Genomic DNA, 16,335 nt, shown 5'->3' with positions numbered 1-16,335 from the left:
CGGTACGTACGGTGCTGTGAGAGGACGGCGGTTAGTCACCGCCTCCTACTCGATAAAGCACGTAATAAAAACGGAACATATTAATTAAATTTATCTTAAAATGTTACAAAAATAAAACATAAAACTTGATTGATAATTCTTTTCCCTATATAATATATGTGAATAACCGTTACTTAGAAAGGGAGTGTTCAGATGAACAAAGTACTGGGAGATCGAATTCGCGATTTGCGAACAAGTAAAGGGTTAACCCAAGAATTTGTGGCAAATAGTATGGGCGTTAGCCGCCAAAAATATGCACGAATTGAAAATGGTATTAACGATGTCACCTTAGATAATCTTCAGAAAATTAGCACCATTTTAGACGTTACAGTCAGTGATATCACCTGTGTTTTAGAGAAAAGGCAAGCAGTTTCGTATCGGAATGCAAGTTCTAAAGCGGATTCTGTAAACGAGGTTTTAGAAATGATTGATATTTTCTATGCCAATAAACGCGCATACATGAAGGTGACTAACCAAGAGTAATGGGGGTAAAATGTTAGATCAAAAGAAAAAAACAATCGAAATGTGTGCAGACAGGGAACGAGAGCAGTATATAAAGAACGCATACGGAATCGTCAATATTTTTCGTGATTGTAGAGATAGAGGTTATAAGTTAATCCGCTATCCTATTGGTGAGGAGAATGTTTTAGGGTTTGCTCAGTTACGAGACGGCGATAAGATAATATTCTCAAATTCTTCATCAAGACTTTCAAGGGAAATATTTACTGTTGCACATGAGCTGGGACATCACGTGTTGCATCTGAGTGAGGACAAAAGTGAAATCATTGATGACAATTTTGATGGTACAAGTGACGAGGAAGAAGAAGCAAATCATTTTGCGATTTCGTTTTTAGCTCCTAAGGACTTGGTTAGAAAGTATGTGGAATATGAGATGCCAAATAGCCAATCTGCATGGGCAGCATTAGACATTGCGAAGATGATGATTGCTTTTAATCTAAGTTTCGAAGCGTGCTTGAATCGTTTGCAAAATTTAAGTTTATTAGATAGTGTAAATCGTCACCGTTTGACACTAGAGAAATCTGCAAATAGTGTATCTAATTATGTTAGGATATTAGATGATTCTTGTAATATAAATAAAGCTAGCGAAGTGATTGCCATACCGGACGAGTTTTTAAAATGGGTGCTATATAATTATGAAAATCGTGTGATTCCACAGGAAACTCTTGAAAAGTCATTAAACTTCTTAAAACTTAAGCCCAGTGATGTCGGAATTGATACGACTAAAAAAATTGCAGAAGATTTGAATTTGGATGATTTGCTGGGGAGGTTGGATGATTGAAGGCGTCTTTAGATACGAATGTGATTATTCATTTATATCGTGCAGGCGAAAAAGAGCTCCTATTTTCATATTTTCCTCAAAAGCTATATGTGTATAGCCAGATACGTGACGTAGAAATGACAAATCACGGTAGGGATATTCTTGAAGAATTTGATACTGATGTTAGAGAAGGAAAAATAAATGTGGTAACGGATGAAGGCTTAAAGGAGCGAGGTGTCTTGTGTCTATTTAGAGAATACGTAAAGGAGAATCGTAGCCTTTATTCACCACAAGACTTAGGGGAAGTTTATGCGATTTCGCTAGCGCAAACATTAGGAATCTGGTCTCTTATTACAGACGACATCAAACAAGGCGGTCCATATACATCGTTGTTGCAATTCATGGATAATGAGATTGTGCCATTAAACTACGTTGATCTTTTGATATTGCTTTATCTAAGAGGGGACTTTAGCGCGAGTGTAACAAAAGCTAAATTTGATGTGATTAATAACACTTCAGATTTGAAATGGAGCATGAAATCTCACATTGCTCGCTTTATAAACCGTTTTGTAGTGAGTCCATTTCAAGCTTCAGAAAAAGAATGGATGAATGAATACGTCAAAACGTATAATATTAATAAGAAAGCAAAATTTAATGAATTACGCTCGTTGTTAAGTGAGGATTAAATTAGGCTATTTGGTCAACTGCATTATAGTTGACTAAATAGCCTTTTGTAATTACGTTCTTATATTAACTTCATGAAGCTCATAATCTTCTTTAGTTCAGGATCCCAGAAGTCCCAGTTATGTTCACCAGGTAGGCTTTGCCACTGGTAATCGAGATGATTACCAAGGGTTTCAAACTTATCTTTAAGCTGGCAGTTTAGCGAATATAATGGGTCTTGCTCGCCGCAGCTGTGATAAATCCGTGGAAACTTGGCACCTGAACTGGCCAAATGATCTATTAGATTGTAGACGTGGTTATCAGAAGCGAGAAACTCTTCTTCTGAACCAAAAATCCAAGAGGTGTTCGTCATAAAGTCTGGAACAGTAAACATCTTTCCGCTGAGACGAAATGCTTCAATCAGACGCGAATTTAGAGGAAATTGCATTTGAGTCAGGGTTTCCTAACAAAAAGTCATTTATTCAGCAATTTAAAGCGACCTATCAATTAACGCCCCATCAATATCGATTGATGAGGCGTAAAGAGGGAAGGGAGGGTTAGATTATTTCAATTTCTTCATTTCAATTAAAAGGAAATGAGCATCTTTTTCAGCTTCAATAGTAATCGCTTCTTCCGTAATCTCCATACCGTCCCGAGATTTCATCGGGATGCCATTTACGGTAGCGTTACCTTCAACTAAAGCAAGATAAGCTTGACGTCCTTTTTCGACAGTAAAGGACTGGCTATTACCAGCGCTTACTTCTGTTGCATATACATGAACGTCCTGGTGAATCTGAATTGGGAATTCACTGTTGCCATCACCAGAGGCGATCTTCATCCATTTATCCTTACGGTCGTTCCAGTCGAAGCGGAAGTCGCCATAGTTAGGGGTATGACCATTTTTATCCGGGAAAATCCAAATCTGGAAGAAGTGGAGCATATCTTTACCGTGGTTATATTCACTATGAGTGACACCGGTACCGGCACTCATATACTGCACTTGTCCTCTCGTTAAAGTCTGTTCACTTCCCATGCTGTCCTTGTGAGAAAGCTCACCATCTACTACGTAAGAAATAATCTCCATATCCTGATGAGGATGGGTATCAAAGCCTGTTCCGGGCATTACCAAGTCATCATTCATAACCCGAAGTACACCAAACTGGATGTTATCAGGATTATAATATCCGGCAAATGAAAAGTGGAAGTGGCTATTTAGCCATCCTAAGTCACTGGTTCCAAAATTGTCACTATCTAAGTATCTAAGCATATAAATCACTCCTTAATTTGTATTGTGTTTTTGTTATACTTATATTATAATACCAATAATTAAAAAAGCAACTAGGCACAATAAAGTAGCCTAGGTACCTTTTAGTAACTAACGGGATTTACCCCTGTGAATATTAGAGGAATGGAAAAGGAAGGAATTGACAATGGGTGTATGTGAGAATAAAGAGGCAACCTGTCCTATAGAGGTGACAGTGCAGATTATCGGGAACAAATGGCGACCGCTAATTATTTACTATCTTTTAGACGGTGAAAAACGCTTCAATGAGCTGAAGCGCTTGTTAAAGAATGTGAGTCAGAAAGTGTTAACCGATAACCTACGGATATTAGAGGAACAAGGGATTGTGATTCGTACGGTTTATCCCGAAGTGCCAGTGCGGGTAGAGTATAAGCTTTCCGAAAGCGGCATGGGCTTATCAAAGGTGATTGGCGAGATGCAGTGCTGGGCATCGGAGTACCAAGGGTGAAGCAGACAAATCTAAGCATAAAAAGTCGGGAAAGTCTCCCTCTAAAAGCAGATAATAGTGACACACATCAGGAGGTGAAAAGCGTGAGATGGACAGAATGTATCAGTGATGCAATCGGTTATATCGAAGAGCACATAACGGAAGAAATCACCATTGCCGAAATTGCTGGAGCGGTGAATCTTTCACCTTTCTATTTTCAGAAGGGCTTCGCAATGCTGTGTGACTTTACGGTGGCGGACTATATCAGAAGTCGCCGGCTAGCTCTTGCCGGCAGCGAGCTTATGGCGACAGATGCGAAGATTATCGAAATTGCTCTCAAATACGGTTACGATTCACCAGATAGTTTCACGAAGGCATTCACTCGCTTTCACGGAAGTACGCCATCTGCTGTGCGAAAAGGCGGTGCAAGTATTAAATCATTTGCGCCCCTTACTATTAAATTTGCACTAGAAGGAGGCTATTCAATGGATTATAAGATTGTAGAAAAAGGGGAATTTGCGGTAGTAGGGTTAATGCGGACATTTAAGTACGAAGAAGCGCAGACAGAAGTGCCGAAGCTCTGGGGAGAGTTCCAGCAGATGGCAGCAGGAAAAGAGATCTGCTCGCTATACGGCATCAATATGGATGAGTCCATGGCTGGTAACGAGTTTCAGTACCTAATTGCCGATAATTATAACCCGGCAAAAGATACCCCTGAGGGCTTCGAGACAAAGGTGATTCCTTCGTTTACCTGGGCCGTATTCCCTTGTAAGGGAGCGATGCCACGAGTTATGCAGGAGCTTAATAAGAAGATCTACTCGGAGTGGTTACCTAATTGTAAGGACTACGAAATTGCCGCGGGGTACTGTATTGAAATGTATGAGGACCCGGCAAAGTACGCAAAGGGCGTGCAGGATGAGAACTACTACAGCGAGCTGTGGATTCCGGTAAAGAAGAAAGCATAAGCGAATAGGGAAAGTGTAAGCGAGGAGCCTTAAGGGCTCCTTGTTTTGCGATACCTGTTTGTTTGTATTGTGGAAAATATGTTAATTATGGTAAAATCAATTCACAAAACGAATGGAACGGGGGATGGTTTTGTCAAAAAAGAGATCGGAATATATGTTGGTGGTGCTCTTGGTGTTCTTTGCCTTGCTGTGTTTGGGACTTTGGCAAGTGCAGAATATGAATCGCCAGGTGTTAGTTGAGTCTGATACGGGAACGTTTGATTTGCGTGAGCTTAATCTTGAAAGGCAGATGGCACAAATTTCTCGTACAGTAGAATACGTACCTGGGGCGTTTCTATCGCCAGAAGAGTTTGCCAAAAGCGAAAATATTCAAGTGGGGAATGTGCCAGAGGAGACAGGCATTTGTACGATGCGGATTCGGGTTTTGGTACCTGATAATCAGCAGTACGGGATTAGCGGCTATTCGGTTAATTATGCTAGCTCCTTATATCTGAATGGAAAGTGGCTCTTCGATGAAGGGAAGATTGGCTTAACAGCTGAAGAGGAAGAGGCCAGTGAGTCTTTCCGCTTGTTTAGTGCTGAACCTCATGACGGGGTGATTGAAATCCTTATTCAGACTAGTAGCTATGCAAATATTGATTCTTCTAGTGGGATGAGTTGGAAAATTGGTGATTACGAATACATGCGTACCAGCTATGTCCGCCAAACGCTGACAGCAGTGGTGGTAATGGCTTGGGATGTTATTTTGATGCTTATTGGTCTCCTGCTATTATTGGTCTTGCCTAGTTATAGGGTGAATGGTTGGCTTGCGCTTTTGGCAGTGGTATGGGGGATTCGGACAAGCCTAACGAGTACAAAACCGCTACTAACCCTGATGCCCTTCTTAGAATGGTCCTTGGTGTATAAGCTAGAGATTATTACGGGACCTTTGACGCTACTTTTGCTTGTGCTGATATATACGGAAGCTTTTCCGGGGACTATCCCTAAGTGGCTACGTCTAACGGAGATAGGTATTTGCGTGGTCGGCGTGGTGGCAGTTATCGTTCTTCCTTGGCGGACGTTCCTAGGACATACTCGCTACACGAACCAATTGATTCATCTGTTACTAGGTGTCTTAGTCCTAGCGATTATTCTAGCTATCAGGGGACGAAAAATCGATTTTTCCCAGAAAATCATGCTAGCAGGGGCAGGACTGGCTATCTTTGCTTTTGTCTGGGATACCGGTTTTTTTCGCTTGCGCCTGTCTTGGCTTCATTTCTCACTTACCCAGCCTCTGATGGTTGCCTTTTCCTTGTTTTTAATGACGGCTACTATTTTGGCTACGGTGGAGAAGCTAAAGAGTCAAGAAGCCGAGTTGACGCGGCAAGTAGAGCGACAAAAGTCAGAATTGATGGAAAGTCGAGTTTCGATTATGATATCTCAGATTCAGCCTCATTTTCTCTATAATTCGCTGCTAGCCATTCAAGATTTATGTAGTCGCGACCCGCAGCAAGCGGAACAGGCCATTGGCGAGTTTTCTAAGTACTTAAGAGTGAATCTTAACTCTTTGACAGATAAGCGTCTGATTCCTTTTACTAAGGAACTAGAGCATGTGCGTACCTATTTATCCTTGGAGGAGCGGCGCTATGAGGAGCGTCTGCAGGTGGAGTACGACATCTTGGCTAGTGATTTTATGCTACCAGCGTTGACGATTCAACCGATTGTCGAGAATGGGATACAGCATGGAATTATGCGCCGGACGCAAGGGGGCAGGATTCGCATTCGTTCATGGGAAGATAAAGAGGCTTGGCGGATTGCTATTGAGGATGACGGTGTCGGCTTTGACCCTGAGTTAGTTACGGATAATGACGGGATTCACGTGGGGATTAAAAACGTGCGTCATCGTCTAGAGGCTAAGTGCGGTGGCAGCGTTGAGATAAAAAGCGAATTAGGTAAGGGTACGCAAGTTGTAATTTCTCTTCCGAAAGGAGGCGTGTGATGAATTTTATTGCTGTAGATGATGAAAGACCGGCCTTAAGGATGTTAGAAAAAGCGATATGGGAGGCTAGACCAGAGTGCCAGCTTTCCAGCTTTTTGACAGCGAAAGAGGCTCTTCAATACGCCAAGGAAAACCGTGTCGACGTGGCTTTTTTGGATATTAATATGGCCGAAATCCACGGAATTGAGCTGGCAAAACGCTTGTTGGAGATTAATGAGAAGACAAATATTTTGTTTGTTACCGGCTATCAAGAATTTGCCCTTGAGGCATTTAGCCTAGCTGCTAGTGGGTATATTATGAAGCCGGCGGATGCTAGGGCTATCGATCTAGAGCTTACGAGGCTTCGCAATCCCCTTAAGGTATGGCCGGACAAGCAGATAAGGATTAAGTGCTTTGGTGGTTTTGGTATATTCGTTAACGGGGAAGCATTACTTATTTCCTGGGCAAAACCGAAAGAGCTGCTAGCTTACCTTGTGCATAAACGGGGGGCGGGAATCAGTAGTGCGGAAATAGCCGCTATTCTCTGGGAGGATAAGGAGTATAATCACTCGGTAAGAACTCAGACCCAACGGGTTATCTCTCAGTTGATAAAGCTCTTAGAGGAGGCGGGGATTGGCTACCTAATTAAGAGAAGCTGGAATAGCCTAGCGGTAGATACCTCAAAGTTCTCTTGCGATTACTATGAATGTTTAGAGGACGAAGACTACATGAAGCATCATGTGGAAGAGTATATGAGTGAGTATAGTTGGGGTGAAACGGTTACAGGGTATCTGAGTAGGCTTCAATAAGAGTAAAACATGTGAACGGGCTGAAATCTAAAGGGTTTCAGCCCGTTCGGTGTCTATTTTTGTTATATCTCGGCGTTTATAATAGAAGAATTAAGAGGGACAGTCTATAGGGAGTGAGGTTTTATGAGAAAAATAAAAAGTAAAGTGGTTATCTTGGGGGCGATTTTGATATTGGGAATCGTCCTATTAGGGTGCGGTTTTTACTGGAAAAACAGAGTGAGTTTTACCAGTGAGGATACGGCACTGGGGGTAATGGTTACGGCTTCAAATAAGAAGGTATTACCAGAGGACACTCAGGTGGTGGTTACCCCCCTTAAGGTAACATCTAGTAAAGCTAGAGAAGAAGTCGCACCTGTTAGTGGCGAGACGGTTGACGAAAGGAGTTATCAGGCTTTAATAAGCGAAGATATCTCGGTGCTTGATGTTGGTAGCGACGGTGGCGACAGTAATAGCGAGCAGAGCCTTGACTATGCCTCTCTTTTGGCGATTGCGGAAGAGGCCGGTGGTACTCAGGGCGGTCTTTGTGTGCCTTTAGATATAACACTAAAAAAGAACGATAAAGAAATTCAGCCAGCAGCTCAAGTGGCTGTGCGGGTGGCCATCCCAGAGGAAATGGCTAAAGAGAGCGTAAGAGTCTATCACATTGATGATACGGGGAAAGCTACCCATATGCCTGGAAGCGTTAAAGGCGATACGTATGAATTTAAAACGACTCACTTTTCTGTCTATACGATTTATGGAACTTCGCGAACGACTAGTGCTACTGTACTGACGTCAAGTAGCGCGGGTACTACTTTATCTGGAGGAAGGGTCTACACCATTAATGATACTGCCGTAACTATTCGGGCTTCATCTGGTGCTCACGGTTTAAGGGTGAATGCCACTTCTAGTACTAACCCAGCGGTTATTTTTATTCCTACGGGGAAAAGACTGTATGTCTATGGTGGGGCCGGCTCGGGTAGAACGGGCGGCGGCGCTGGTATCTATCTTCCTAATGGGCATTATCTGTACATTAGGGGAGGCGGTGAACTCTATGCTTATGGTGGGGCCGGAGCCGCCTCGGCGAGTGGCTCATCAGGCCTATATGATGCTTACTTTAATAAGGGTGAGAATGTAATTAACGGTAGCTCAGGCGGTGCTGGCGGCTACGGCGGCGGCGGTGGCGGCGCTGGTATCGGCGGTGGCGGCGGTAGTGGCGGCGCTAGTGGCGGAACAACGTATTATACGCGCGTGTATTCAGATACAGGGACAGCTAGACAAGACGGAAATCCAGGTGCAGCCGGTGGTAGTGGCGGCGGCGGTGGCTCAATCGGAGAGTTGCGTGTACTGGACAAGATGATTGTCTATGGTACTGGCGGAGCTGGTGGAGCGAGAGGCAGCTATGGCGGTAGCACCGGAAATACGAAAAACGATGCCGGTAGTGGCTTTAAAAATGATTATTCCGGTGGAGCCGGCGGCGGTGGTGGCGGCGGTGGCTATTCGGGAGCTGGAGCCGGGATCGGTGGCGGCGGCGGTGGCGCTGGCGCCGGTGGTAGCGGCGGAGCCGGTGGCACGTATTACAACAGCAGCGGCTACTCTTACTTAAATGGCGGTGGCGGCAGTGGCGGAGTTGTCGGTGGTTTTAGTGGTTCAGGAACAAAAGCTTATGTAGGTTCTTATTGGGGTGGCTCTGGTGGCTCTGGCGGTACAGCTGGTAGCGGCGGTTATGGTGGATTGATTTATAAATCGACGGAAGCGAGTGTTACCCACACAGCAGGCTCTGGCAGTGGCTATGGGGGGAATGCTTCGACTATTTATAGCAGTAGTTATACCTCCAACTCAGCTTATTATATAACTCTTAATGGCAATCGGCCGGCAGGTGTTAGCGAGACGGTTACTAGCCCTAGTGACTTTTTTGTAAGGTATTATCAGGCAGATACGGCTAGTCGTGTGCCAGTTCTTGTTGGCCACACCTTCCAGGGGTATTACAATACAACTTCAACGACCAGTGGCACTCAGGTAATCAAAGCAAACGGAGTATTTAATGCCACAGATGCGAGAACCTATATTGATTCCTCCGGGCATTGGATCTATTTTGACGACCTTACCCTATACGCTAGATGGACGAAGAAAGTAGCTACAGTCTCTTTTAGCAAACAAGGCGGAACTTCGGGAACTTCAGCGGTAAATGCCACCTATGGAAGTGCCATGCCATCGATTACGGCACCGACGCGAGTGGGTTATACCTTCGATGGTTATTGGGACGCGCTGACCGGTACGGCGAAGCAATACTATTCGGGTGCGGGAGAGTCAGTTAGAGCATGGGATAAAGACGTAACAAGTGCAACCCTTTATGCTAGATGGATACCGAAGAAAAGTACGATTACCTTCGACGGAAATGGCGGGGAGATTAGCCACGCCTCTTCTGTTACAGCGACCTATGCAGCTAATATGCCTGCAATTCCCAGCTTTAAAGCGCCGACGAAGAAAGGTTATACCTTTATTGGCTATTATGACAGCACGGGTAGTGATGGCAGCTGTTATTATAAGGCGGACGGAACCTCTGCGAAAGCGTGGAATAAAGACGTGGCGAGCGCAACTCTTTTTGCTAGGTGGACGATAAACACATACACGATTACCCCGCCAGCGGATATTAAAGAAGGAGGCTTAAGCGCCTATGTTGCATTTGCCCCAGGGTTATCTGCAGAATATCAGACCACGATGACTGCTACCTTGAGTCTAGGAAAAACCGGTGAGAAGCCAGAAGCAAGTGGTATTCACGTGGTGAAGTATGGGATTGATGGTACGCGGCTAGAGATCGTCTTCTCCGAATATATTCTTAGAAGCAATAATCCATATGCTGGCAAGAGCGGTTCCTCAAGCTTTACTCTTGAGGATAACATTACAAAGGATATGTCTCAGTTATCCCATGAATTTATTCCAATGCCGGATTTATTTAACCAGTCATACGTCTATGATGGCAGACCAAAGAGCTATGTGCTACCAATAGCTAGCGAAGGCACGAGTACCGAGGTACTAGGTTATGATGCGGCTAGTGGTAGTGAATTGACGAACGGAGTGCCAATCAAAGCAGGAAACTATAGTGTTCAGATAAAAGTGACTCCAGAAGGCGCGGATGCGATTATCATTAACAAAGAATTAGAGATTCGTCCGAAGGAATTGACCTGGAACAAATCAGGGCTTACAGCTTTATCTAAAGATTATGATAGTACTACGGGGGCTGCTATTACAGGAAGTCTAGCCATAACCGGTGTGGCAGCTTCAGATCTTGGTAAAGTGGGACTTACAGCCGGTGTGCTAACGGGAACTTTTGATAATGCCTTACCGGGTACAGCGAAACTTGTTACGGTGGATGTCTCAGGGGTTTCTTTAAGAGATGAGTTAGGTGACGGTAGCATTCGCAATTATACTCTGCCCCAGACAGGACCGACTTTGCGCGCAAATATCTATGGTCTTGAGCCGTTTGTTGAATTTGGACTAGCTAAAACGGCGGTCTACAACGGCGAGGTGCAAAAGGCAATGCCATCAGTAGGCGACTTTTTGGTTACATTTAGAGACCCAGTGATCACTTCAATCGTTCTTAACCAAGTGGATGAAGCGAATATTCGCTATACGTATTATACGAATGAAAATTGTTCGGCGATGACTACGGCAGCAGACGGAATTGCTCTGGGAGCAGCCGATGGTTCGGCTCCGGCGAATGCGGGTACCTATTATGTCTGCGCAACATTTACACCGGGAGATGGTCAGACTCATTACGAAGCAATTACAACCGGGAGAGAGACAGCGGTTAAGTATGTTATCACCCCGGGCCCTCTTGCAGAGAACGAGCTTCAGCTTAGCTTTACCGAGATTACACCGTCTTATGTGTATTCAGGACTTCCTTATTACCCAGAAGCGCAAGTCTTTTTGGTAAAAGACGGAAATAAAAAGCTTCTAGCGCCGGATGAGTATACTCTTGAGTACATCAATAATGTGAATGCCAGCTCAGAAGAAGTAAAAGCCGGTGTGAAAGCTGTCCTAAAGCATAATTATCGGGGCGAGAGTAGTTTGTATGATTTTCAGATTGAGCGAGCAATTTATCAGCTTGATTCCATCGATTTTCCGAAGAAAAGCGTGGATTTAGAGTATAATACGTTCTCGCAGAGCGGTGAGGCGCAGCTAAATCTCTACGAATTATTAAAGATAGATCCGCTATTAAAGGTAAGTTATCGCTACCAAAGCCGAGACGGTGGCGGTTACGATAGTGATCAGCCACCGGCAGCAGCCGGGCAGTATACCGTAACGGCAACCGTTACCACGGATAATGGAAATTATCGTTTTCCAAATCCGACACCTACCTATACGACTAGGGTGGCAGAGCTCAACATCAATAACGTTCCCGTGCAAATCGGTTTTGATCCAAGTGGTGGTTCGATTAGCGGAAGCGAAGAAACCTTGCTATGGGTGGATGCCGCTCGCTATATGAAGCTAGAAGACTATCCGGAAGCAATTCCGACACCAGTAAAGGCCGGCTATGAGCTGGTCGGTTGGACGTTTGAAGGGATCACTTATGGAGTGGGTAGTATTGGTAAAGAAGAGGTACGCATCATTGACCAGCAAGACGGCGTAAATATTGGGCGAACGTATCAGGCGGTTTGGCGAGAGGCAGCAGTTTCAGTCGTGTTTGCTGGAAACGGCGGCAGTTATGGAGATGGCGATGAAAAGACGTATAGCCAACCTTTTGGTACAGAGTTTGAGTTTTCTAAGATTAAGATACCTGAAAGAAGTGGTTATCAGTTCCTAGGCTGGGCGATAAGCGAAGAAGCAGCGGCGACCGGTGAGGTTATCGGTGACGATGAGCGGACCTTTACCTTTGAGAGTAATACTACTTATTATGCTTCGTGGGAGATTACCGAGTATCCAGTTACCATCTTTTATAACGGCGGCTTAGCGGATGAAGTTGAAAAAATAGAGCTTAAAATTCCCTATCAGGTTAGCGTGGCGGAGTTTTTACAAAATAGCTTTACAGCTCCCACACTACAAGGGCATGATCTTTTAAATTGGATTAACTTGAATGTAGACGATGCTGCCGCTGTCAGTACAGAAGAGATGCTAGAGACCGTGATTCAGGCACCAGCTTTCTTTGTAGCTATATGGGATGGGCAGGTGGCAGAAGTTGCCTACTCTCATCATTTAGACGGAACAGGAGAAGCCAAATACCAGATACCAAAAACAGAAGGTGGCATTTCGGTAGCCTATCCCCAGGTGAGTGGTGAAGCAGGCAAAGAGTTTTGTTGTTGGAAAGTGGTAGCCACTGGTGAAAATAATGGTTTTGCAGTGGGAACGGAGTTCACCCAAGAACAGATGGAAACCCTTAAAATAAAGGATGATGTTACTTTTGAAGCCGAATTTGCAACCGTTACTCAGCAGGTGGTATTCGAAGTGAATGGGGCGACTAGCCAGAGTGGTAACCTAACCCAGACGGTGGGGTACGGAAATGTGCCAACGCTTGTAGAAGTGAGCAAAACCCATTATCAGCTGAGTGGTTGGCTAGATGTGGGAACAGGGATTATTCATAGTCAAGAGAGTATCTTTGCACCAGAAGGTGCGGAAGAAAGAATACCGATTACCAAGGATACAACCTATATTGCCCAGTGGGCTCCAGATACGAAGACCGTTACGTTTAATCATATGAATGGTTCGGCGGGCGCAATAGAACAAGGAACAAGCAAAGAATTGACCCTTCTAAAAGACGAGCAATTAATTATCGAAAATGTACCGGAGCCATTGTTTGACAATTATAATTTCTTAGGCTGGGCTACGACGAAAGAAAAGGCGCTAGCAGGAGAGGTGGATATTCCGGAGGATTCCCGGCAGACAATTACGGAAGATGTGACCTGGTATGCTGTATGGAGTCAGGTGAAACACACCGTTGTCTTTAAGGATCAGAAAGGATCGCCGATACAAGGGGCAGAATATAGTATCGCTCATAATACCACCTTAGGTGATAATCAAGTTTCAGAAGTACAGCCCCCTGAACAGGCGGGTGAACGTTTTGTATACTGGAGTATCTCGAATGCCGAGCAGACGATCAATCTGGAGACGTGGCAACAAGTCGCTTCTTATCCGATTACGAAGGATGTAGGCTTTACAGCCGTTTACGAGGAGGTAAGGTATCGTTTAGAATTTGAAGCTTTCCCTGGGGTTAGTGGTACGGGACCGTCTATCCAGACGCGGAGCTACGGGACAGAGGTTTTATTATCAGAATATCGACAGCCCACCCCGCGAATGGGTTACGAGTTTAAATACTGGGCGGATGCGCCGATTAGCAAAGAGAAGCCTGAAGGCGGAGCGCCGGTGACGGTTCATGATTTTAAAACGGACTTGACGGTGTACGCAATTTATGCCAAGGGCGAGGTAGAGTATGAGCTGATTCATATGCAGGAGGCGAGTGAGTATACCAGTGAGGATGACCGCTATGCTGTCAATGAAACAGAAGTGAAGAAAGGTCGTCTAGACGAGTTGGTGGATATTGTCAACGAGATTCGCACGTATAGTGGGTTTACAACAGATTATACCAAGACCGTGTACCAGACCAGTGGCTTGCTACCAGGTCAGTGGCTTGATGAACCCCTCAGTATTCAGGCGGATGGTTCACTAAAAATCCGCATATATTATCTAAGAAATACTCATCCGGTAATTTACCAAGTAGCGAATGAGGATAGTATTCAAGGAGCGCCAACCTATGATAAGACCCAGGAACACGCATACGGGACGACGGTGGTGGTGCAAGGAGAACCGAGTGTGGGCGGCAGCCCCTTTAAAGGCTATACCTTCTCAGGCTGGCAGACCACCGATGATATCTACATAAAGGGTAGTGGCGGTAGCGAGATGCAGAGTTTCCTTATGCCGGATGAACAAGTAGCATTTAGCGGTATGTGGCAAGTCAATCTAGGTAACATAGTCTTTGAGTTAAATGGCGGTAGTGGAGACTTTGGTGATATTGAATGTGGAAGTGACACATCGGTGACCCTTCCGACTGCTGTACCGACTAGAGAAAGTGCAACCTTTACCGGGTGGCTCTATAAAGATACGAGCGGAAACGAGCAGGTATATGAGGCAGGGGAGCAGTTTGTTATGCCGAGAATTGATCCAGGCGAAAAGGTGACGCTAAAAGCGACCTGGACTTATGTTCAAGGTAGTCTTGCTTTTGACCTGCGGGGCGCTGTGGACGAAATTGGTGATTTTGCACCGTTAGTGGTAGGTAGCGAGGAAACGGTTACGCTACCACTTGAAGAACCTGTGCTAGCCGATGCAGCTTTTGCTGGATGGCTTGACCGAGACGGAAGAGGAAAAGATGGCGAAAACGGAGAACCTTGGCTTCCAGGAGAGATCTTCACCTTGCCAGTCCTAGCAGAGGGAGAGACGTATACATTAATTGCCAAATGGGAGCGAGAAGATCGATCATACCGAGTGTATTATGATGCAGAGGGAATTCAAGATGAGACGCCTTATCAGGAGAATGACAAGGTGCAGATTACGAGTCAAATACCGACGAAAGAAGGATATGCTTTTGTCGGCTGGAGCGATGTGGCCGGAAATCGTTTTGCCCCTGGAGCAGAATTTGCCATGCCAAAGGGCGATGTAAATTTCCGAGCGGTATGGTTTGAAGAGAACCAAGTCTATAAGATTACATATAATACGAACGGTGGCTCGCCAGAAGTGATTGAAGAAGGACTCTTTTATGAAGCCGGAACGACAGCGACAGTTACCCAGACTACACCAGAGCTTGCCGAGTATCTATTTAGCGGCTGGTTGGATCCGGTTAGCAATACCGTTTACCAAAGCGGTGCCAGCTTTTTGATTGGCGGACAGACGGAGCTGATTGCTCAGTGGGAAAAGGCACCGGTGCCCGTGGTTATTAGTTACGATACAGAGGGTCTGGGGACACCACCGATACCGGAGAATGCTGTAGCCGGCCAAAGAATCGTGCTACCAGATATTGATGTGGAGAAAGAAGGTCATGTCTTTACTGGGTGGTGCGAAAAGGTCTTAGAGCCTATTCATGCCGCTAGTGTAATGGCAAGAAGCGAAGAACCTCAGGGGACGATTTATGCAGTTGGTTCTAGCTATGTAGTGCCAGAGTATAATGTAACCTTTTACCCGGTCTGGAGAACCGAGGGCTATACGGTCAAATATGTTTTAGATGGCGGGTGGTTACCAGAGAATGCCCCTAGTGGCTATATCTACGGTGAATATGAGAACGGCTTTTCGATACCGCTACCAGAGCGACCGGAGTATACATTTGCCGGGTGGTATGCCGATGCGAGCTATGCCCTTGCCAAAGGGCGAATAGAAGCGACGGATGCGGAGAACCTGGTGTTCTACGCAAAATGGGACTATACGCCAACACCGGTACCGACGCCGGAGACGACACCGGTACCGACTCCAGCACCAAATGCCAGTACCAGTAGCGGGCAAGTAGAGACGACGACCCAGGCGAATGGAGATGTGCTTAATAAAGTTACTATCACCAGTGACGAAAGTCCTGAAAAGGAAACGGGAGACAAGACGGATAAGCTAGTCTTAACCCTTCGCCTAGAAGGCGGATTATTGAAAGTATGGTTAACGCCAGCAGGTCAGCGGCTGGTAGAAGTAAGCGCTGATAAAGGCTATAAGCTTAAGACGGTTGCCGAAGAGGGGAAAACTCTTAAGCAGAAGTCAGATGGCTATTATTATCTAGGTGAGGACGCCGAAGGGGTGGTCGAGGTAGCATTTGCTAAAAGTAGCGTAAGCTTTTCTTGGCACTGGCTTATCTATATTCTTTGCCTAGTTATTGGCTATTTACTTCATATAATTAAAAACAAAGTTTTAGTGAAGATTGGAGATAGAAGAAAATCTCAATAGTAAA

Annotated in this window: 11 protein-coding genes; 9 read left to right on the top strand and 2 right to left on the bottom strand. The window is 45.1% G+C overall.

Annotated elements, in window-relative coordinates:
- Nucleotides 1–192: 192 nt before the first annotated feature.
- From NHH16_RS12295 to NHH16_RS12285, 3 genes are read left to right on the top strand one after another with little or no spacing between them, the layout of a single operon-like run.
- The gene (locus NHH16_RS12295) at nucleotides 193–522 is read left to right on the top strand and encodes a helix-turn-helix transcriptional regulator (RefSeq protein ID WP_262069907.1); all 330 of its coding nucleotides are present in this window, start codon (nucleotides 193–195) and stop codon (nucleotides 520–522) included.
- 10 nt (nucleotides 523–532) lie between these two features.
- On the top strand, nucleotides 533–1,339 hold the full coding sequence (locus NHH16_RS12290; RefSeq protein WP_262069906.1) for an ImmA/IrrE family metallo-endopeptidase: 807 nt from the start codon (nucleotides 533–535) through the stop codon (nucleotides 1,337–1,339).
- Nucleotides 1,336–2,004, top strand: a complete 669-nt coding sequence (locus tag NHH16_RS12285; protein WP_262069905.1) for a PIN domain-containing protein — start codon at nucleotides 1,336–1,338, stop codon at nucleotides 2,002–2,004. Before NHH16_RS12290 ends, NHH16_RS12285 begins: the two co-directional genes overlap by 4 nt.
- Nucleotides 2,005–2,063: 59 nt before the next feature.
- Here NHH16_RS12285 and NHH16_RS12280 read toward each other — a convergent pair whose 3' ends face one another.
- Nucleotides 2,064–2,429 carry an alpha/beta hydrolase gene (locus tag NHH16_RS12280; RefSeq protein WP_262069904.1) on the bottom strand — a complete coding sequence of 122 codons (366 nt, stop codon included), beginning with the start codon at nucleotides 2,427–2,429 and terminating at the stop codon, nucleotides 2,064–2,066.
- Between NHH16_RS12280 and NHH16_RS15775 the strand changes: the two genes are divergently transcribed.
- Nucleotides 2,393–2,542 carry an AraC family transcriptional regulator gene (locus tag NHH16_RS15775; protein WP_416389393.1) on the top strand — a complete coding sequence of 50 codons (150 nt, stop codon included), beginning with the start codon at nucleotides 2,393–2,395 and terminating at the stop codon, nucleotides 2,540–2,542. The two genes, NHH16_RS12280 and NHH16_RS15775, sit on opposite strands and share 37 nt — an antisense overlap.
- 1 nt (nucleotide 2,543) lies before the next feature.
- On the opposite strand, the gene NHH16_RS12275 is transcribed toward NHH16_RS15775, so the two are convergent.
- Nucleotides 2,544–3,248 (bottom strand): pirin family protein, encoded by a 705-nt coding sequence (locus NHH16_RS12275; protein WP_262069903.1) that lies wholly within the window; start codon nucleotides 3,246–3,248, stop codon nucleotides 2,544–2,546.
- Between the two features lie 163 nt (nucleotides 3,249–3,411).
- Between NHH16_RS12275 and NHH16_RS12270 the strand changes: the two genes are divergently transcribed.
- The 5 genes from NHH16_RS12270 to NHH16_RS12250 all read left to right on the top strand — a co-directional run bounded on the left by NHH16_RS12270 (nucleotide 3,412) and on the right by NHH16_RS12250 (nucleotide 16,331).
- Nucleotides 3,412–3,732: a winged helix-turn-helix transcriptional regulator gene (locus NHH16_RS12270; RefSeq protein WP_262069902.1), complete on the top strand. Its 321-nt coding sequence runs from the start codon at nucleotides 3,412–3,414 to the stop codon at nucleotides 3,730–3,732.
- Between the two features lie 83 nt (nucleotides 3,733–3,815).
- Entirely contained in the window at nucleotides 3,816–4,676 is an 861-nt protein-coding gene (locus NHH16_RS12265; protein ID WP_262069901.1) for an AraC family transcriptional regulator, read from the top strand.
- Nucleotides 4,677–4,806: 130 nt separating this feature from the next.
- Nucleotides 4,807–6,654: a sensor histidine kinase gene (locus NHH16_RS12260; protein ID WP_262069900.1), complete on the top strand. Its 1,848-nt coding sequence runs from the start codon at nucleotides 4,807–4,809 to the stop codon at nucleotides 6,652–6,654.
- On the top strand, nucleotides 6,654–7,442 hold the full coding sequence (locus tag NHH16_RS12255) for a response regulator (RefSeq protein WP_262069899.1): 789 nt from the start codon (nucleotides 6,654–6,656) through the stop codon (nucleotides 7,440–7,442). The genes NHH16_RS12260 and NHH16_RS12255 overlap by 1 nt, the downstream gene beginning before the upstream one ends.
- 123 nt (nucleotides 7,443–7,565) lie before the next feature.
- Nucleotides 7,566–16,331: an InlB B-repeat-containing protein gene (locus tag NHH16_RS12250; RefSeq protein WP_262069898.1), complete on the top strand. Its 8,766-nt coding sequence runs from the start codon at nucleotides 7,566–7,568 to the stop codon at nucleotides 16,329–16,331.
- Nucleotides 16,332–16,335 lie beyond the last annotated feature (4 nt).

Source organism: Ohessyouella blattaphilus (assembly GCF_024721265.1).
GTDB classification, from domain to species: Bacteria; Bacillota; Clostridia; order Lachnospirales; family Lachnospiraceae; genus Aequitasia; species Aequitasia blattaphilus_A.
The sequence above is the reverse complement of the archived record's forward strand: the minus strand, read 5'-3'. Positions and strand labels throughout refer to the sequence as shown.